Source organism: Streptomyces umbrinus (assembly GCF_030817415.1).
Lineage (GTDB): Bacteria > Actinomycetota > Actinomycetes > Streptomycetales > Streptomycetaceae > Streptomyces > Streptomyces umbrinus_A.
In genome coordinates this window covers 11344939-11363545 of record NZ_JAUSZI010000002.1, presented here as the reverse complement: position 1 = coordinate 11363545, position 18607 = coordinate 11344939, and the positions used below count along the sequence as shown (strand labels likewise).

The window sequence follows — 18607 nt, the reverse complement described above, 5'->3', positions numbered from 1 at the left end:
GATACAGCGTCCGGCACCGGGAGACATGAAACAACGTGGACAAGGTCATGGCCTCGGCCGCCGATGCGGTCGCCGACATACCGGAAGGGGCCTCGCTGGCGGTGGGCGGCTTCGGGCTGTGCGGTATCCCCGTTATGTTCTTCGCGGTCCTGCAAGAGGACCGCTGGCCTCCGGGCCCGGCATGACTGTGTCCCCCTGTCGAACGGATGACCTGGGGGGTGGTGTCACCGGGCCCGGGAGGTGCCGTCGGAGACGCTGATGAGAGGTCCGGCCACCGCCCGGTCCGGCGCAATGCCGGACAATCCGCGGGCGGCAGGTCTGCATAACGTGGATGCGCGCGTACGACACCACTGCCGAGGCCGGCACCGTTCAACTCCTTTGGAAGGGTGCGATGTTCGATACCAGCAGTGTGGGCGTCTTCCTCGGCATGGACGTCGGCAAGAGCGCCCATCACGGGCACGGACTGACCCCAGCCGGCAAGAAGGTCTTCGACAAGGCCATGCCCAACAGCGAGCCGAAACTGCGGGCGGTGTTCGACAGGCTGATCGCGAAGTTCGGCACCGTGCTGGTGATCGTGGACCAGCCCGCCTCCATCGGTGCTCTCCCCCTGACCGTGGCCCGGGACTCGGGCTGCCAGGTCGCCTACCTGCCCGGCCTGGCCATGCGCCGGATCGCCGACCTCTACCCGGGTGAGGCCAAGACCGACGCCAAGGATGCCGCGGTGATCGCGGACGCGGCCCGCACCATGCCGCACACCCTGCGATCGCTGGAACTGACCGACGAGATCACCGCCGAGCTGACCGTGCTCGTCGGCTTCGACCAGGACCTCGCCGCCGAGGCCACCCGCACCAGCAACCGGATACGCGGCCTGCTCACCCAGTTCCACCCCAGCCTCGAACGCGTCCTCGGCCCCCGCCTCGACCACCAGGCCGTCACCTGGCTCCTGGAGCGTTACGGATCCCCGGCCGCCCTGCGAAAAGCCGGCCGCCGCAGACTCGTCGAGCTCATCCGGCCCAAGGCCCCACGCATGGCCCAGCGGCTGATCGACGACGTCTTCGACGCGCTCGACGAACAGACCGTCGTCGTGCCCGGCACCGGCACCCTCGACATCGTCGTGCCCTCCCTGGCCGCCTCGCTCGCCGCCGTCCACACCCAGCGCCGGGCTCTGGAAGCCCAGATCAACGCTCTGCTGGAGGCGCACCCTCTTTCCCCGGTCCTGACGTCGATGCCCGGCGTCGGCGTCAGGACCGCCGCCGTCCTGCTGGTCACCGTCGGCGACGGCACCAGCTTTCCCACCGCCGCCCACCTCGCCTCCTACGCCGGCCTGGCCCCGACCACGAAGTCGTCGGGCACCTCGATCCACGGCGACCACGCCCCACGGGGCGGAAACCGGCAGCTCAAACGCGCCATGTTCCTCTCCGCCTTCGCCTGCATGAACGCCGACCCCGCCTCCCGCACCTACTACGACCGCCAGCGAGGCCGCGGAAAGACCCACACCCAAGCCCTCCTCCGCCTCGCGCGCCAACGCATCAGCGTCCTGTTCGCCATGCTCCGCGACGGCACCTTCTACGAACCCCGCGAGCCCGACACCGCCACCCCCGCCGCCGCATGAACCCCATACCAACGAATCACCCCAAACCCGGCACGACAGGGTTGACGAAAGACATAGAGGCACCCCCCCCGTGCTCGTCGGCGCCCTGCTCGCGCAGGGCGCCGGCGGCCTGAGCGTGGTCTCCAACAACTGCGGCGTGGACGGCCAGGGGCTCGGCATCCTGCTGGCGGCCGGCCGCATCGCCCGGGTGACCGGCTCCTACGTGGGCGAGAACAAGGAGTTCGCCCGCCAGTACCTCGCCGGTGAACTGGAAGTGGAACTCACCCCGCAGGGCACCCTCGCCGAACGGCTGCGCGCGGGCGGCACCGGCATCCCCGCCTTCTACACTCCGGCCGGGGTCGGCACCCAGGTCGCCGACGGCGGACTGCCCTGGCGCTACGGCCCCGACGGCAGCGTCTCCGTGGCCTCCCCGCCGAAGGAGACGCGGGAGTTCCGCGGCCGGACGTACCTCCTGGAAGAAGCCGTCACCACCGACTTCTCCCTCGTACGGGCCGCCCGCGGCGACCGGCACGGCAACCTCGTCTTCCACCGCAGCGCCGCCAACTTCAACCCCCTGGCGGCCATGGCGGGCCGGATCACGATCGCCGAGGTCGAGGAGTTCGTCGAACCCGGCGCCATCGACCCCGACGCCGTCCATCTGCCCGGCATCTACGTCGACCGGGTCGTGGGCCCCGTCCCCGCCGACGACAAGGGCATCGAGAAGCGCACCGTCCGCAAGCGTGAGGAGCGACACTGATGGCCTGGACCCGCGACCAGATGGCCGCCCGCGCCGCACACGAACTGCCCGACGGCTCCTACGCCAACCTGGGCATCGGACTGCCCACCCTCATCCCGGGCCACCTCCCGCCCGGCGTGCACGTGGTGCTGCACTCGGAGAACGGCATCCTGGGCACCGGCCCCTACCCCTACGACGACGAGATCGACCCCGACCTGATCAACGCGGGCAAGGAGACCGTCACCGTGCTGCCCGGCGCCGCGTTCTTCGACTCCGCACAGTCCTTCGGGATGATCCGCGGCGGCCGTATCGACGTCGCCGTGCTGGGCGGCATGCAGGTCTCCGCAGTCGGTGACCTCGCCAACTGGACCGTACCCGGCAAGATGATCAAAGGTATGGGCGGTGCCATGGACCTGGTGCACGGCGCCCGCAAGGTCGTCGTCCTCATGGAGCACACCGCCAAGGACGGCTCGCCGAAGATCGTCGACAGGTGCACCCTCCCGCTGACCGGGCAGGCATGCGTCCACCGCATCATCACCGACCTGGCCGTCCTCGACATCATGGCCGACGGCCTGTCCCTGGTGGAACTCGCCCCCGGAGTGACCCTCTCGGACGTCCGCGAGCGTACGGGACCACCGATCCTGGTGCCCGCCTGGCCCTGACCTCCTCGACCGCGTAAGCGGAGGCCGATCCCCGCCCCGTCAGGGGTCGGCTCCCAGGCAGCTGCGGGCGCCTCCCCATACGGCACCGGAAACCACAGGTCGAAATGAAGGCTGCCGTGGGGATCGTTCCGCGCGTCCACAGCCGCGGGGGCAACCACGAGACCCGAGGTCAGGCGACGCCCTGGTCGCCTGCAGTCACACCGCGCCGCCTGCACCAGAAAGCACTTCCACAGCGCCGACAGGACGGCCCAACGCAGCCACTTCCAATTCCCTGCGTCCTGAGAGCGTCCCGAATTCGGGGCCCAGCCATGCACACACGCCACCCTTGGCTGCCTCACCACCTTCAACCGAGCGCATACCTGCAGATCAGCCACGTTCTAACTACCATCGAGGGCAACACCACAGAACTCACGAGCAACGGATTCAGTCCGTTCAGGCAAAGTTGACGATCCGACACCCAAAAGAGAACGTTTCCGCAGGTCAGAGGCCTACGCAGGTGGGGCGGGTGGGACTCGAACCCACGGCCGACGGATTAGGGTGTAGCTCTTCTGCAGGGACGGGCTGATCTGGGAGAACGACCATGGCATGATGCGGCCCATGGCAGGAAGAGACCGCGAGGCCGGGCGTCGCGCCGGCGACGGGCTGGTAGTACGCACCGGACGCAAAGATGATCTTCCTGAGCTGGTACGGATCTACAACCACTACGTCACCCACTCGATCATCACTTTCGATACCCAACCGGTCACGGTAGAGAGCCGCTTGCAGTGGTTCGAGAGATTCTCCGAAACGGGTCCGCACCAGCTGTTTGTGGCCACTACCGGTGATCGGGTACTCGGGTGCGCCTCAAGCAGTCCCTACCGGACGCATCCGGCCTTCGATCAAACGGTTGAACTGGGCGTCTACGTGGATCCCGATGCGCGGGCCGCTGGGATTGGTTCGGCGCTGTACCGCACCCTCATCGAAACGCTGCGCTCGCAGCCGGTCCATGTCGCGCTGGCTGGGATCGCACTTCCCAATGATGCTTCGGTGGCTCTGCACCGTAAGTTCGGCTTCACCGACGTGGGCACCTTCGACGAGTACGCCACGAAGAACGGCGGTTACATCAGCTCGGTCTGGATGCAACTGCGCCTGCCCCCTTCGGGCTGACCCTGGAGGGATACTCCAGATCGTGCGGCGGTGCGGCTTTTGGCCTCAGGGCCGGTCGCACCAGGAGACCGCAGCGATCCGCCAGCCATCCGAGGTGAGTACGAACTGCATCGTCTTCGTCCCGCCGCCCTCGAAGGGCTCGCCGTCGAGGATCCCGGATTTCCGGTACTCGCTGAACCGCGATGCGATGGCGCCGACGGTCTCGGTGCGCTCCGCAGTCTCCCACTCGTTGAAGTTCACCAGTCGGCCCTGGACCAGCAGTTGTTGGCGTGGCTCGATGAATTCCTCCACGGTGTACACCGTGAACTCCGGCCCTGCCTTGATGAGGACGCCCCCAGGCACTATCAGTCGGCGGACCCGATCCACATCTGCGGCCTTGCCGCCCCTGTTGTCGAACGCACTGAAGAACTCGGCGGCGACGCCGTCGATCTTGGTCTTGGACATACTGGGACCGTAGCACCGGCACCGGTTCGCCCTTGCGTGATGTGTGCGGCTTTCCTGAGTGACGGTCGTATTCAGGCGGTCAGGTCGTATTCGGCCTGGTCGGGGGCGGGGTATAGGCGTTCGCGTTCTCTGTGGGTGTGGAAGGTCCAGTACTGCGGGAAGTCACCGTTGCTGATGACGGCGCGGAGGGTAAGGACGGCTTCGGCTCCGCAGACGCTCCATCGGCTGCCAGTGATGTCGAGTCGGTCGGCGATCAGATGGCGGGCTGCTCCTTCGACGGTGCCGCTGGCGATCGGCCAGCCGGCCTCGAGGGCCTTGTCGTAGTGGAGATAGGCGGCGTTGTTCTCCAGGTAGCGGCAGGCCCTGTCCGCCGCGGCCCGCTGATCTGGGGACAGGCCCGTGCGGTCGGCTTCGGCGTGGATGTCGCCGACGGCTCCGGGGGCGTCACCGGCCAGGATCCGGGCGGCCTTGGCCCCGGCCCAGTCTTCGGCTGCGGGATCGGTGGCGGTGTGGAAACACCGCGCAGCCGCCCATAACTTCTCGAGCACATGCACGAAGTCGAGGACGATATGGATCTCGACCTTGCGGCGGGCGGCCTCGGCCCGGATCAACTCGAGCTGGTGGGCGGCGCCGTCGACCAGGACCACCCAGGACCTGCGGTGCTGGGGGTCGCGGGCCTCTGCCTGGTCGAAGGCAGCGGCGATGACCTTGTCGGCGTCGTTTCTGACCGAGGCGGTGAGCCATTTCGCCCGGGCTTTGGGGCCCTTGCGCGGGGTGCGCCGGCCGGTGCGGCCTCCGGGTGGAGCGATGATGTCGTGCGGGCGGCGCGGAGCCGGATCCGCGTCGTGGACGACGGCCAGCGTGGCCATTCGCTTGCGGCAGGTCTTCTCCCCGGCGGACAGCCGGGTGCGGAACGTGCGCGTCGCACGCTCGGCTGCCCTCCGCGTCGCTTCCCGCAGGTGCCCCGGGCGCATCACGATCCCCTTGCCGTCGACGCTGAGCACCAGCAGCGTCGTGCCGGCCGCCGGAGCCGGGGTGCGGGCGGCATCGAAGGCGGCGATGTCCACCGCGGCCGTCCGCACGAGCTGTTCGGCCTGGCGTTTGCCGACCGCCCGCGTCCCGCAGCGGCGTCCGATCGCCTCCACGGCGTGGTCGTAGGAGCCGCGGGCGGCTTCCAGCACCACCAGCCGGCGCAGCCCCAGGCTGTGTCGCTCGCGTGGCAGTCCCAGCACCTGGTCGGCCGGATAGCAGTTGGGCAGGCCCGGGGCGCGCAGTGCGCACCGGGTGATGGTCACCGGCCCGACCACGGTTGCCAGTTGGCGCCGGTGGCCCTTCTCCAGCCGGGTGCGACCCGCGGCGAGCGCGGCCCGGCCGTCCGTGTCCAGGGCCGACAGCTCGGCTTCCTCCTGGCGGGCGCGCAGGTCCAGGTGGCCTTGCAGGAGGAGGCGGGCCAGCTCCCTCGCCCCCTGTTCGGCGTTTCCTCCACCCGCTCGTGGGACAGGAGCAGTGCTTCGGGACGGGAGAGGGAATCAATGAGCGAAGTGAGGAAAGAAGCGGCTCGGTCAAAGGGGTCAGCCGCCGCGGCGGCCGCATACGCTCCAGGCATCGGGCTCTCGCTTTTCGAGCGTGGAATCGGTTGGCACCTTCGACGCTAGGGACGAGAGCCCGACCCCACACCGGCGCGACCACGCACGGCGGAGGACCCAGCCCGCTCCGGCGCATCCCCGTCCGCTGCCAGGGCCTCGCACGGCGTGAACAGTCCCGGCCCCTCCTCCGCCAGCCAGCCCCGCTCGACCAGCCGCTTCAGCTTCGCCCGAAAACCTTCCACCTTGCTTTTGTCCGTCGACAAGCCCAGCGCGGCACACAGGTGGTGCGCCCGCATCGGATGCACCGCGTCCTGGAGAACCTCGACAATGTCCCGGTACGAACCCGGCAGCACCTCCATCCCCAGCCCGGGCATCCACTGCGGCACCAGCCGCACCCCGACCGGCGAGCCCGCCGCGGACCGGTACTCCTCCAGCCCCGCCCCGCCGGCGTCCGCCTCCGCCCCGGCCACCGTGACCGTGTCCTCGCCGGACAGGATCTCGGTCATCGTCTCCCGCGTGATCTCCAGCCGGGACAACACCTCCTCCCGCTCAGCAAGACGCCTGCTCAACTCCTCGGTCCTGTCCCGGAGTTCAGCGATCTCCTCCCGCGCGACGGCCTCCCGCCGATCGAGCTCCTCCAGCCACGACACCATCGCCGCCTCCAAGACCGCGTCCTGGTACACGACGATCCGCCGTCCGACCACGAACGGCAACGGCGCACGGCATCACCAGCTCACTGCAGAAGAGCCACACCCGACGGATTATGAGTCCTTTGAGGATCTTGGCGACCCTCGTCAATCAATGCCCATCCATGACGTTTTTGCAGGTCAGAGCAGGTATGCCATATCGACATCCCTTCACCTTTGACGGTCTGTTCCTATCCTTGCGTCCCGAACGCGTCCCGAATCGGCCGTTGGACAACAACAACCCGGCTGTGCCGAGCAGTCGACTCAGCTCGGGTAGGGGTATCGAACTCGCGCGCAGCGGATTCCCCTACCACCGCGCAAAGGCTCTACCCCGCGGCGGAACCATCCATGTGGACAAATACGATCAGGCCCTGAAGGCCGCGCATCAGGCCGGCTTCCCCCCGTTCTGCAAACCGGCCTCACTGCCTGGACCTGGTCCGTACCGGACAGCGCCGCCCTCGACTCGCCCGCCGAGGGCGGCTTCCCGTTACTGGGGCAACGGTGCGACGGCCGGTGCCCCGCGCCGGGCGGCCAGGAAGAGGCCTGCCGCGACGACGGCCGAGGCCAGGCCGAGCAGGCCGACGGCGGCGGCCAGGGTGCCGAGGGCGGACTCGGCCGCGATCAGCATCAGCGGGCAGATGAACTGGCCGATGAAGAAGGACGCGGTCCACAGGCCGGTGCCACGGCCGCGGTCGGCGAAGTCCAGCTTGGACATGGCGATGGTGAGCAGGGAAGGCAGCAGGAGGCCGGTGCCGAGGCAGTTGAGTACGGCGCCGGCGATCAGCAGCGGGGCGCTGTTCGCGAGCCACATCACCGCGAACCCGGCCGCGCACAGGGCGAAGACGAGTGGCAGCCGGGGCGCCGGGGCCCCGCTCAGCTTGGCGAAGGTGATCGCGCCGGCCACGGTGGCGGCGCTGGCGATGGCTGTGGCCGGCCCGATCACACTGGTCGCCGTCACGCCGAGGTCGTCCAGCAGGTAGGCCATCTCCACCGGGACGGCGTAGAAGACGAGGGCCCCGAACACGGTGAGTCCGCAGATCCCGGCCAACTGCCGGAAGGGGAACGGGTGCTTCGAAGCGACCGCGGTGGCCGTGATGCCCGTGGCGTCCGTGCTCACCCCGTCCTCGGCAGCGGCGGCGGCGGACGTCGTCGGCTTCGGCAGCCCGATGGCCATCAGGGGGGCGATGAGCAGACTGACCGCGTAGATCCAGAACGGGGTCCGCCAGCCGGCCGACCCCGCGGCACCGCCGATGACGAAGAAGGCGGTCGCGGAGGCGGAGGCGCACATGGTCTGGAGGGCAAGATAGCGGTCCCGCATCCGGCCGCTGTAGTAGTCGCCGATCAGCGTGGTGCAGCAGGTCATGATGGCGGCCTCGGCGATACCGACCAGAGCGCGGCTGGCCACGATGGCGCCCAGCGACTCCAGCCACAGCGGGGCGGTGCCGAAGACCGCGTACAGAACGGTCGCGACGATCAGCAGACGCTTACGGCCGAGCCGGTCGACGATGACGCCCGCGAAGGGTGCCAGCAGGCCCAGCGCCAGGGCCGGGACGGTGAGGGCCATCGGGACCAGGGCGGCCGCGCCGGGCACGTCGGCGAAGTGGTCCTGCATCTTGGGCAGCACGGGCGCGATCAGGACGGCCCCGAGGATCGGCAGACAGCTGCCGGCCATGAGGAGAGCGACCCGCAGCCGGTGCGCGGCACCGGACGTCGGAAGGGTCGCGCCCGGCGGCGGCGCTGATTCGCCGGGAGCGGGCGGGGACAACGGCGATGGCACCGGCTCCGCGTGAGCGGGCGGGGACGATGGAGGTGGCACGGAAGGGGGCATGCGGGAACTCCATGTGGCGAGACGAGGGGAGGGCGGGCACGCCACCGGGGAACAGACACCCCGAGAAGGGGGGCGTGCGGAGGAACTGGGGTCGACTATGAGTGAGCGGCCCGGCCCTGCCTAGCCTCTGTCCGATCGATCTGCCGGATCGCGATCATTCTTGCCGTGGATGGTCTCCGCGACCCGCGCCGCCGTCTCCCGCAGCCAGATGTGCGCCGCGTCGTGCGTGTGGACCGGGTGCCACCACAGAGCTTCCCGGAGCGGCACGGCGTCGTAGGGCGGTTCCATGACCCGTACGGGGACGAGTCCGTCCAGCCGGTCGGCGAGATGCCCCTGGATGAGAGCCACCCGGCGCGTCCCGGCGACCAGGAGGGGGATCAACTGGAAGCTGTCGACCGAGACTTCGACGTGCGGCTCGATACCGAGCATGCCGATCTGGCGGGCGGCGGGCGCGTCGTACGTGCGCTGGTACGTCACCCACGGCAGCCGGGCCAGATCGTCGAGGGCGAGCCGCTCGCCGACCTCGGGGTTGTCGTCGGCGACGAGATAGACCCAGCGGTCCCGGTAGAGCTCCACGGCGGGAAAGTCGCCGATGATGCCGTGCGGCAGCAGCAGCCCGTCGGCGGTGCTCAGCAGCGCCCCCGTGTTCTCGGTGATGTCCGTCGGGGACTGTCTGAAGCGCAGCCGGATCCCCGGCGCCTCGGTGTGGACGACGCGGGCGAGGTCGGCGCCGAAGACGGCCACCGCGTAGTCGGAGGCGAGCAGGGTGAACTCGTGCTCCTCATGCGCGGGGTCGAACACCGCCTGGCTGGTGAAGACGCGTTCGAGCAGGTCGCAGGCGGTGACGGTGCGGTCTAGGAGCGCCAGGCCGAGGGCGGTCAGTTCGTAGCCTCCGCCGACCCGGGAAAGCAGGTCGTCGTCGAAGTGACGGCGCAGCCGGGCCAGCGCGGCACTCATGGCGGGCTGGCTGAGCCCGATGCGTCGGCCGGCTCTGGTGACGTTGCGCTCCTCAAGGAGAGCGCGCAGGGCGACGACGAGGTTGAGGTCCAGGCTGGCCAGGTTCACGCGGATCCCCGTACGGAGTAGGAGAGCAGGAGAGAGTCAGGGCCTGGGCCCGGGTATTCACCGCCTGGATGTCGATCATCCAGAGAATCGATTTCCTCAATCACAATTTACGGGTCAGATTGGTGTCACCGCAATCGGGAGGACATCTCCGTGAAATCCGCAGCCTCGTCGGCGCCCCTCTTCGCAGGCCCGTTCGCTATCGGCACTCTCTCCGCTCCGGGCGGCGCCCCGTTCCCCGGCCTCGTGGTGCCGGACGGCCGTGTGCTCGACCTGCGTACGGCGCTGGCCGAACCCGCGCTGACCGCCCTCGCGCTCCTGGAGCGCTGGGACGCGGAACTGCCGCGCCTGCACCGCCTCGCGGGCGATCCGGCCGGTGACTGGCTGCCGCTGGACGACCTGTCCGTGCACGCGCCCGTCGAGCCCCGGCAGATCTTCCAGTCCGGCGCCAACTACCGGCAGCACGTGATCGACCTGGAGGTCGCTCACCGCGCCCCGGACGACCCGCGCACCGTCGAGGAGGCCCGCGCCGAGATCGCGGCGATCATGGACAAACGGGCCGCCGAGGACCTCCCGTACGTCTTCATCGGCCTGCCGACCACGATCGCAGGCCCCTACGACGACGTAGTACTGCCCTCCTGGGCCAAGAAGCCCGACTGGGAGCTGGAGCTGGCCGCGGTGATCTCCCGCCCCGCCTACCGGGTCACGGTGGAAGACGCCCTCGACCACGTCGCGGGCTACACCATCGCCAACGACCTCACCGACCGTGCCACCGTCTTCCGCCGGGACATGCCCGTCATCGGCACCGACTGGCTGCGCTGCAAGAACGCGCCCGGCTTCACCCCGCTCGGCCCCTGGATCGTCCCGGCCGGGTCCATCGCCGACCCGTCCGACCTGCGGGTCACCCTGAAGCTCAACGGCGAGACCATGCAGGACGAGTCCACCAAGGACATGATCTTCGGCGTGGCGCGGTTGGTCTCGTACATTTCCCAGACCGCCCGACTCCTGCCCGGCGACCTGGTGTTGACCGGCAGCCCGGCCGGGAACGGCATGCACTGGGGTCGGCTGCTGCGCGACGGCGACGTGATGGACGGCTCCGTCACGGGGCTCGGCGCCCAGCGCACCCACTGCGTCGCGGAGGAGGCCCCGTGATCGGCCGCCCCACTGTGCCTGATGCGAAAGACGCCGAGGGTGCGATCGCCGAGGCCGCCAAGGCGTACTCCAACTGGGGCCGTTGGGGCGAGGACGACGTCCTCGGCACGCTCAACTTCCTGGACGCCGAAAAGCGCCGCGAGGGCGCGGCCCTCGTCCGCGACGGCGTCAGCTTCTCGCTCTCCCAGCGCTTCGACATGAACGGCCCGCAGAAGGGCTGGCGGCGGCGTACGAATCCGGTGCACACCATGCTCGACACCGGCACCGACGCCGCCCTGGGCAACCAGGGCTTCCCGCACGGCATCGGCGGTGCCGACGACGTGATCGCGATGCCGCTGCAGTGCTCCACCCAGTGGGACGGCCTCGGCCACATCTTCGACCACGGCAAGGCATGGAACGGGCGGGCCGCCGAGAAGGTCGTCACCTCCAGCGGCGACCTCGTCACCGGCATCGAGCACATGGCCCCGTACGTGGCCGGGCGAGGCGTCCTCCTCGACGTGGGCCTGGTCGTCGGCCAGAACGGCGAACTGCCCGACGGCTTCGCCATCACCGAGGAGCACCTGACCGCCAGCGCCGAGGCGCACGGCGTCACCGTCGGCCGCGGCGACCTCGTCCTCGTCCGCACCGGACGGCTGGCCCGCGCCAGGCGCGACGGCTGGGGCGAGTACGCGGGCGGTCCCTCGCCCGGGCTGAGTTTCACCACCGCCGGCTGGCTGCACCGCAGCGAGATCGCCGGGATCGCCACCGACACCTGGGGTTTCGAGGTCCGGCCCAACGAGTTCGACCACGCCTTCCAGCCGCTGCACCAGGTGGCCATCCCCAACATCGGTCTGCTCATAGGCGAGATGTGGGACCTCGACGCCCTGGCCGAGCACTGCGCGGCCGACGGGCGGTACGAGTTCTGGCTAACCGCCGCCCCGCTGCCCATCACCGGAGCCGTCGGCTCCCCGGTGAACCCGATCGCCGTCAAGTAACGCTCCGTACGGGCGGGGTGCACCGCGCCCCGGCAACCCCGACAGCCCGGCCCATCCGGCCCGCACCACCACCCCTGCGGCTCGATGTCGCGCGGCCCACCACAGGGAGACCCCATGACCGACCCCCGCCCCCACACCGTCCTCGTCATCGGCGGCGGCGCCTCCGGCAACGCCGTGACCGTGCTGCTGCGGCGAGCGGGCATCACCGTGGACCTGATCGAGGCCAAGCCCGACTGGAACGTCCTCGGCTCCGGCATCACCCTCCAGGGCAACGCGCTGCGCGTGCTGCGCGAGCTGGGCGTGTGGGACAAGGTCCGGGAGAGCGGCTACGCCTTCGACTCGGTGGGCCTGGCCACGCCCGACGGTCACGTGTTCCACGTCCAGCAGGACATCCGTTCCGGCGGCGTGGACCTGCCCGCGACCATCGGCATGCAGCGGCCCCGGCTCCAGGAGATCCTGTGCGAGGCGGTCCTGGCCAGTGGTGCGACGGTCCGCCTCGGCACCACCGCCGACGAACTGGTCCAGGACGAGACGGGCGTCACCGTCCGCTTCAGCGACGGCACCGAGGGCCGCTACGACCTCGTCATCGCGGCAGACGGTCTCAATTCCCTGACCCGCGCGGTGATCGGCATCAGTGAGAAGCCCGAGCCGACCGGCATGGCCATCTGGCGCGTCGCCGCACCCCGCCCGGCGAGCGTGGAGCGCACGGACCTGGCCTACGGCGGGCCCTGTTACATCGCCGGCTACTGCCCCACCAGTGAGAACACCATCTACGCCTATCTCGTCGAGGCCAACCGCGACCGCGCCTCCATCGACCCGGCCTCGTACGCGGACGAGATGCGGCGCCTGGCAGCCCCGTACGGCGGCGCCTGGCCCGAGATCGCCGCGAGCATCACCGACCCCGCCAAGGTCAACTACACCTGGTTCGACCGGCTGCTCGTCGAGGGTTCCTGGCACCGCGGCCGGGTCGTGCTGATCGGCGACGCCGCCCACGCCTGCCCGCCCACCCTCGCGCAGGGCGCGGCCATGTCGCTTGAGGACGCCTCCGTACTGGCCGAGCTGCTGAGCGCCCCGGAGTCGTGGGACTCCGCCGGCTCCCTCGACGAGCTCCTGACCCGCTATTACGAGCGCCGCATCGACCGTGTCCGCATGGTCGTCGAGGCCTCGGTGCAGCTCGGCCAGTGGCAGCTGGACGGCGTCCGCGACGCCGATGTCCCCGGCCTGATCGGCCGCACGATGTCCGTCCTGAAGGAGACCCCGTGACGACCCCGGACACCCCGGACACCCCGGACGCCCTGGCCACCTCGGCCCTCCCCACCATCGACGTCCACGCGCACGTCCTGCTTCCGCAGGTCGAGCAGGCCGTCGCCGGACACCCCGGGCTGGACGCCGCCCGCGCTCTCGACGCCCGCCGCAACGGCCCCGAGGCGCTCGCCGTCAGCGGCCCGATGGTCCGCGACCGCATCCCCCGGCTGACCGACGTCAAGGCCCGGCTCACCGCGATGGACGCCTCCGGCGTCGACATCCAACTGGTCTCGCCGTCCCCGTCGCACTACCACTACTGGGCCGACGAGGACCTCGCCCGCACGGTGTGGGAACTGGCCAACGCCGGCACCGCGGCCCATGTCGCCCAGGCCCCCGACCGGCTGCACGGACTGGGCCTCGTCCCGCTCCAGCACCCGGACCTCGCCGTCAAGGCCCTCGACCACGCCCTCGGCCTGGGCCTGCGCGGAGTGGAGATCTCCAGCCACGCGCCCGGGCGCGAGCTTTCGGACCCGGCGTACGACCCGTTCTGGGCGCTCGCAGAGACGACCGGGGCGGTGCTCTTCCTGCACCCCTTCGGCTGCACGCTCGACGAGCGCCTGGACCGCTGGTACCTGTCCAACACGGTCGGCCAGCCCACCGAGAACGCCGTCGCGCTCTCCCACCTCATCTTCTCCGGGGTGCTGGACCGCCACCCCGGCCTGAAGGTGATCGCCGCGCACGGTGGCGGCTACCTGCCCACCCACATCGGCCGCTCCGACCACGCCTGGCGGGCCAGACCGGACACGCGGGGCTGCGCGTCCGAGCCGAGCAGCTACCTCAAGCGGCTGTCCTTCGACTCGCTCGTCCACGACCCGCACGTCCTGCGCGAACTGATCCGGGTGGCCGGCCCCGACCGGGTCCTGCTCGGCTCGGACTTCCCCTTCGACATGGGCACCGAGGACCCGGTCGGCGCGCTGCGCGCCGCCACCGACCTGCCCGACCACCACTTCCACGCCGTACGCGGCGGCAACGCGGCAGCGCTGCTGCGCCTCTCCTGAGGAGCCCCGACATGACCAACGACCTGCCCAACCGTCTGCTCACCCATCTGCGGCACGTCGACCTCGCCGTGCCCGACTACGACAAGCAGCTGGACTTCTACGCCGGAGTCTGGGGCCTGACCAAGGTCGCCGAGGACGAGGGCATCTCCTTCCTGGCCGCCGAGGGCAGCCCCGAGCAGTACGTCATACGGCTCCGCAAGGCCGACGAGAAGCGGCTCGACCTCGTGTCCTACGGCGCCGCGTCGGACGCCGACGTGGACACGCTCGCCGAGCAACTCCTCGCGGACGGCGTGCGGTTGATCTCGCAGCCGGGCAAGGTCGACACCCCCGGCGGCGGCTACGGCTTCCGCTTCTTCGACGGCGACGGCCGCACCATCGAGGTCTCGGCGGAGGTCGAGGCCCGGCAGCACCGGCGTATCGAGGAGAAGGAGGCCATCCCGGTCCGCCTCTCGCACGTCGTCCTCAACTCCCCCGACCTGGACGCCACCCGTGCCTGGTACGAGCGCCACCTCGGCTTCCGGCTGTCCGACACGCTCAGCTCCCCGCACATGGGCGAGGTCATGCACTTCATGCGGATCAGCAACCAGCACCACTCGATGGCCCTCGCCAAGGGCCCGCACACCTCCCTGCACCACGTCTCGTTCGAGATGCGCGGTCTGGACGAGTACATGCGCGGCTCGGGACGCGTGATGCGCTCCGGCGCCCGCAAGCTCTGGGGCCCGGGCCGCCACATGGCCGGCGACAACACCTTCACGTACTTCCTCGACCCGCACGGCAACACCGTCGAGTACACGACGGAGTTGGAGGAGCTCGACGAGGACACCTGGCATCCGCACGTCTACGACTTCTCCCAGCCCGAGGTCACCGATCAGTGGGGCACGGCGAACGCGATGAACGAGCTGATCGTCAAGGAATCCTTCAACGACGTCGACCGCGGCGTCTTCGTCGCCCCGCCGGTCTGATCCCCCTCGGCTCCGGGGGCGCGGAACGGTCCATGCCCTGACTCCCCCCGCGTCCCTGGTCCACTCCTACGCCACACCCCAGGATTGCCATGCGCTTCGCCACGTACGAACACCACGGCCGCCGCAGCGTCGCCACCGTGGATGACGACGGCACCCTTTACCCCTTTCCCGGCCGCGCCTCGCTGCTCGACCTGCTCCGGGCGGGCCCCGCGGCCCTGCGTGAGGCGAGCAACGCCACGCCGGCCGTGCCGGGCGGCCCGCATGTCTCGCAGGTGCGGCTGCTGCCGCCTCTCCAGCCGCCGTCCGTGCGGGACTTCGTCACCTTCGAGGAGCACGTCGAGGGCGTACGGCGCAGCATCGACAACGCGGCCGGGGTCCCGGACGCCTGGTACGACGCGCCGACCTTCTACTTCACCAATCCGTACGCCGTCATCGGCGCCCACGACGACATTCCCGTGCCACCCGGCTCCTCGGTCCTGGACTTCGAACTCGAAGTCGCCGCCGTCATCGGCGTCGAGGGCCGCGACCTCACACCAGAGCAGGCCCGCGACCACATCATCGGCTACACGATCTTCAACGACTGGTCCGCCCGCGACCTGCAGTCCGCCGAGATGAAGGTCGGGCTCGGCCCCTGCAAGGGCAAGGACACCGCCACCACCCTCGGCCCGTACCTGGTCACCGCCGACGAGCTGGAGCCGTACCGGGACACCGACGGTTTCCTGCGGCTGGCGCTGACCGCCTCGGTGAACGGCGAGGTGGTCGGCGAGGACCTGCTGTCCAACATGAGCTGGACCTTCGAGGAGATGGTCGCCTACGCCTCCCGCGGCACATACGTCCGTCCCGGCGATGTGCTCGGCTCCGGCACCTGTGGCAACGGCGGCTGCCTGGCCGAGCTGTGGGGCATACGCGGCCGCCAGGACCCGCCACCGCTGAAGCCCGGCGACACCGTCACCCTCACCGTCGAGGGCATCGGCACCGTCTCCAACACCGTCGTGCCCGGCGCCGGACCGCTACCGATCCCCCGGGCCCGCAAGCGCCTGCGGCTGCGCCCGTGAACCGCGGGGCCGCGAACAGGCTGGACGGCAAGGTCGTCGTCGTCACCGGAGCCGCGCGCGGGCAGGGCGCGGCCGAGGCCGAGGCGCTGACCCGGGCGGGGGCGGTGGTCGTCGCCACCGATGTGACCGAGGCTCCGGGTTGTCTGCGCCTGGACGTCACCGAGCCGAAGGAATGGGCGGCGCTCGCCGAAGGGCTGCGTCGCCAGTACGGAGAGGTCCACGGCCTGGTCAACAACGCCGGCATCACCTGGCGCGCGCGGTTGCACGAGGTCACGCCCGAGGACTTCGCCCGCGTCCACGCGGTCAACGTCACAGGCCCGCTCCTTGCCATCCAGCACCTGGCTCCGCTGATGCCGCCGGGCTCTTCGATCGTCAACGTCGGCTCGGCCGCCGGGCTCACCGGGCACTACCCGGTCGCGTACACGGCCAGTAAATGGGCGCTGCGCGGCCTGTCGAAGACGACCTGTGTCGAGCTGGGCCCGCGGGGCATCCGTGTGAACACCGTCCATCCCGGCTTCATCGAGACCGAGATGACCGCCTCCGCCGCGCCCGCCTTCCGCGAGGCGAACATCCGCGAGACACCGCTGGCCCGCACCGGCACCGTCGACGAGATCACCCCGCTGGTGGTCTTCCTCCTCTCCGACGACGCGTCCTTCATCACCGGCGCCGAGATCCCCGTCGACGGCGGCTTCACCGCACACGGCGGCGCCAAGTCCATCTCCGACGCCCTGCGACGGCCTCCGACCGAACCTCCGACTGACCTCTGACTGAAAGGACCCATACGTGAACAAGGTCAGTGCGAGCGCCGCCGCGGCGGTCGCCGACATCCCCGACGGGGCCTCGCTGGCAGTCGGCGGCTTCGGCCTGTCCGGCATACCGGCCACCCTCATCGACGCCCTGCACGTCCAGGGCGCCACCGGTCTGGAGGTCGTCTCCAACAACTGCGGGGTCGACGGCCAGGGGCTGGGCGTTCTCCTCGCCGAGGGCCGCGTCAGCCGCGTGACGGGCAGCTACGTAGGGGAGAACAAGGAGTTCGCCCGCCAGTACCTCAGCGGTGAACTGGAGGTCGAACTAGTCCCGCAGGGCACCCTCGCCGAGCGGCTGCGAGCCGGCGGCGCCGGCATTCCGGCCTTCTACACCCCGGCGGGCGTGGGCACACAGGTTGCCGACGGAGGTCTGCCCTGGCGCTACGCGCCCGACGGCAGCATCGCCGTCGCCTCCCCGGCGAAGGAGTCCCGCACATTCGGCGGTCGCGACCACGTCCTCGAACATGGCATCACCACCGACTACGCCTTCGTCCGGGCCTGGCGCGGCGACACCCACGGCAACCTGGTCTTCAACAAGGCCGCCGCCAACTTCAACCCGCTCGCCGCCATGGCGGGCCGGATCACCATCGCCGAGGTCGAGGAACTCGTCGAGCCCGGAGCCCTCGGCCCCGACACGATCCATGTCCCCGGCATCTTTATCCAGCGGGTCGTGGCCCTCACCCCCGCCCAGGCCACCGACAAACGCATAGAACATCTCCGATTTTCCGCGTCTTCGACGCCTACGACACGAGGGACCGTACGCGCATGAGCTGGACCCGCGACCAGATGGCCGCCCGCGCCGCCGCCGAGCTGACCGACGGCAGTTACGTCAACCTCGGCATCGGCCTGCCCACCCTCATCCCCGGCCACCTCCCACCCGGGGTGCATGTCGTCCTGCACTCCGAGAACGGCATCCTGGGCACCGGTCCGTACCCCCGCGAGCACGAGGTCGACCCCGACCTCATCAACGCGGGCAAGGAGACCGTCACCGTCCAGCCCGGCGCGAGCTTCTTCGACTCCGCGCTCTCCTTCGGCATGATCCGCGGCGGCCACATCGACACCGCCGTCCTCGGCGCCATGCAGGTCTCCGCCACCGGCGACCTCGCCAACTGGATGATCCCCGGCAAGATGGTCAAGGGCATGGGCGGCGCCATGGACCTCGTCCACGGCGCCCGCCGCGTCATCGTCCTCATGGACCACACCGCCAAGGACGGCAGCCCGAAAATCCTCAAGAACTGCACGCTCCCACTCACGGGCGAAGGCTGCGTGCACCGGGTGATCACCGACCTGGGCGTTCTCGACATCACCGAGGACGGCCTCGCCCTGGTCGAGACCGCTCCAGGGGTCGGCGTCGAGACCATCACGGCACGCACCGACGCGCCCCTACAACACGACGGCACCACGACCGCCCGCTGACTCAAGTGGAACCCAACGTTTCCGACCTGCACGGCACCTACACCAACTCGATCACCCCAGCCCGGGCTTGACCGACCCAATCGCCTGACGGCTGCCATGGCCCATCATGTTCCGGCTGTCCGTCGCCATTGACGCACCTCGCGTGTCCGCCACGAACACATCGCTCGGTCCAGCACCACGAGCGGGTCAACGCGCAGG

The 18607-nt window shown here is 70.1% G+C and carries 16 protein-coding genes and 3 pseudogenes; 14 read left to right on the top strand and 5 right to left on the bottom strand.

Translation table 11 applies throughout. The features are described 5' to 3' along the window. Positions 1-35 precede the first annotated feature (35 nt). The 5 genes and pseudogenes from QF035_RS50375 to QF035_RS50355 form a co-directional block, all read left to right on the top strand. Positions 36-158 (top strand): annotated as a pseudogene (locus QF035_RS50375) (CoA-transferase); the annotation flags it as partial. Positions 159-391: 233 nt separating this feature from the next. Beyond that, complete coding sequence (locus QF035_RS50370) at positions 392-1612, top strand: IS110 family transposase (protein WP_307531963.1); 1221 nt, start codon at positions 392-394, stop codon at positions 1610-1612. 58 nt (positions 1613-1670) lie between these two features. Further along, positions 1671-2348 (top strand): annotated as a pseudogene (locus QF035_RS50365) (CoA transferase subunit A); the annotation flags it as partial. Then, positions 2348-2989, top strand: coding sequence for a CoA transferase subunit B (locus tag QF035_RS50360; RefSeq protein WP_307529361.1), 642 nt, complete (start codon positions 2348-2350; stop codon positions 2987-2989). The pseudogene QF035_RS50365 and the gene QF035_RS50360, both read left to right, overlap by 1 nt. A 597-nt stretch (positions 2990-3586) precedes the next feature. Beyond that, positions 3587-4135, top strand: coding sequence for a GNAT family N-acetyltransferase (locus QF035_RS50355; RefSeq protein WP_307529359.1), 549 nt, complete (start codon positions 3587-3589; stop codon positions 4133-4135). A gap of 45 nt (positions 4136-4180) precedes the next feature. Here the strand turns inward: QF035_RS50355 and QF035_RS50350 are convergent, their stop codons facing one another. The 5 genes and pseudogenes from QF035_RS50350 to QF035_RS50330 all read right to left on the bottom strand — a co-directional run bounded on the left by QF035_RS50350 (position 4181) and on the right by QF035_RS50330 (position 9744). Continuing rightward, positions 4181-4579: a DUF4440 domain-containing protein gene (locus QF035_RS50350; protein WP_307529357.1), complete on the bottom strand. Its 399-nt coding sequence runs from the start codon at positions 4577-4579 to the stop codon at positions 4181-4183. A gap of 71 nt (positions 4580-4650) precedes the next feature. Further along, a pseudogene (locus tag QF035_RS50345) lies at positions 4651-6185 on the bottom strand (ISKra4 family transposase). A 45-nt stretch (positions 6186-6230) separates the two neighbouring features. Next, positions 6231-6878 (bottom strand): hypothetical protein, encoded by a 648-nt coding sequence (locus QF035_RS50340; RefSeq protein WP_373466869.1) that lies wholly within the window; start codon positions 6876-6878, stop codon positions 6231-6233. Positions 6879-7338: 460 nt separating this feature from the next. Continuing rightward, positions 7339-8679, bottom strand: coding sequence for an MFS transporter (locus QF035_RS50335; RefSeq protein ID WP_307529355.1), 1341 nt, complete (start codon positions 8677-8679; stop codon positions 7339-7341). 120 nt (positions 8680-8799) lie between these two features. After that, positions 8800-9744, bottom strand: coding sequence for a LysR family transcriptional regulator (locus tag QF035_RS50330; protein WP_307529353.1), 945 nt, complete (start codon positions 9742-9744; stop codon positions 8800-8802). A gap of 150 nt (positions 9745-9894) precedes the next feature. Between QF035_RS50330 and QF035_RS50325 the strand changes: the two genes are divergently transcribed. From QF035_RS50325 to QF035_RS50285, 9 genes are all read left to right on the top strand, one after another. After that, the gene (locus tag QF035_RS50325) at positions 9895-10893 is read left to right on the top strand and encodes a fumarylacetoacetate hydrolase family protein (RefSeq protein ID WP_373466868.1); all 999 of its coding nucleotides are present in this window, start codon (positions 9895-9897) and stop codon (positions 10891-10893) included. Next, complete coding sequence (locus QF035_RS50320; RefSeq protein WP_307529351.1) at positions 10890-11867, top strand: cyclase family protein; 978 nt, start codon at positions 10890-10892, stop codon at positions 11865-11867. The genes QF035_RS50325 and QF035_RS50320 overlap by 4 nt, the downstream gene beginning before the upstream one ends. Before the next feature lie 114 nt (positions 11868-11981). After that, the gene (locus QF035_RS50315) at positions 11982-13130 is read left to right on the top strand and encodes an FAD-dependent oxidoreductase (RefSeq protein WP_307529349.1); all 1149 of its coding nucleotides are present in this window, start codon (positions 11982-11984) and stop codon (positions 13128-13130) included. Then, positions 13127-14170: an amidohydrolase family protein gene (locus tag QF035_RS50310; RefSeq protein WP_307529347.1), complete on the top strand. Its 1044-nt coding sequence runs from the start codon at positions 13127-13129 to the stop codon at positions 14168-14170. Before QF035_RS50315 ends, QF035_RS50310 begins: the two co-directional genes overlap by 4 nt. Positions 14171-14181: 11 nt before the next feature. Beyond that, positions 14182-15132: a VOC family protein gene (locus QF035_RS50305; RefSeq protein WP_307529345.1), complete on the top strand. Its 951-nt coding sequence runs from the start codon at positions 14182-14184 to the stop codon at positions 15130-15132. An 89-nt stretch (positions 15133-15221) separates the two neighbouring features. Next, the gene (locus tag QF035_RS50300) at positions 15222-16187 is read left to right on the top strand and encodes a fumarylacetoacetate hydrolase family protein (protein WP_307529343.1); all 966 of its coding nucleotides are present in this window, start codon (positions 15222-15224) and stop codon (positions 16185-16187) included. Continuing rightward, positions 16184-16954, top strand: coding sequence for an SDR family NAD(P)-dependent oxidoreductase (locus QF035_RS50295; RefSeq protein WP_307529341.1), 771 nt, complete (start codon positions 16184-16186; stop codon positions 16952-16954). The genes QF035_RS50300 and QF035_RS50295 overlap by 4 nt, the downstream gene beginning before the upstream one ends. Before the next feature lie 16 nt (positions 16955-16970). Continuing rightward, on the top strand, positions 16971-17762 hold the full coding sequence (locus QF035_RS50290) for a CoA transferase subunit A (protein WP_307529339.1): 792 nt from the start codon (positions 16971-16973) through the stop codon (positions 17760-17762). Further along, positions 17759-18409 carry a CoA transferase subunit B gene (locus tag QF035_RS50285; RefSeq protein WP_307529337.1) on the top strand — a complete coding sequence of 217 codons (651 nt, stop codon included), beginning with the start codon at positions 17759-17761 and terminating at the stop codon, positions 18407-18409. The genes QF035_RS50290 and QF035_RS50285 overlap by 4 nt, the downstream gene beginning before the upstream one ends. The last annotated feature ends 198 nt before the right edge of the window (positions 18410-18607 follow it).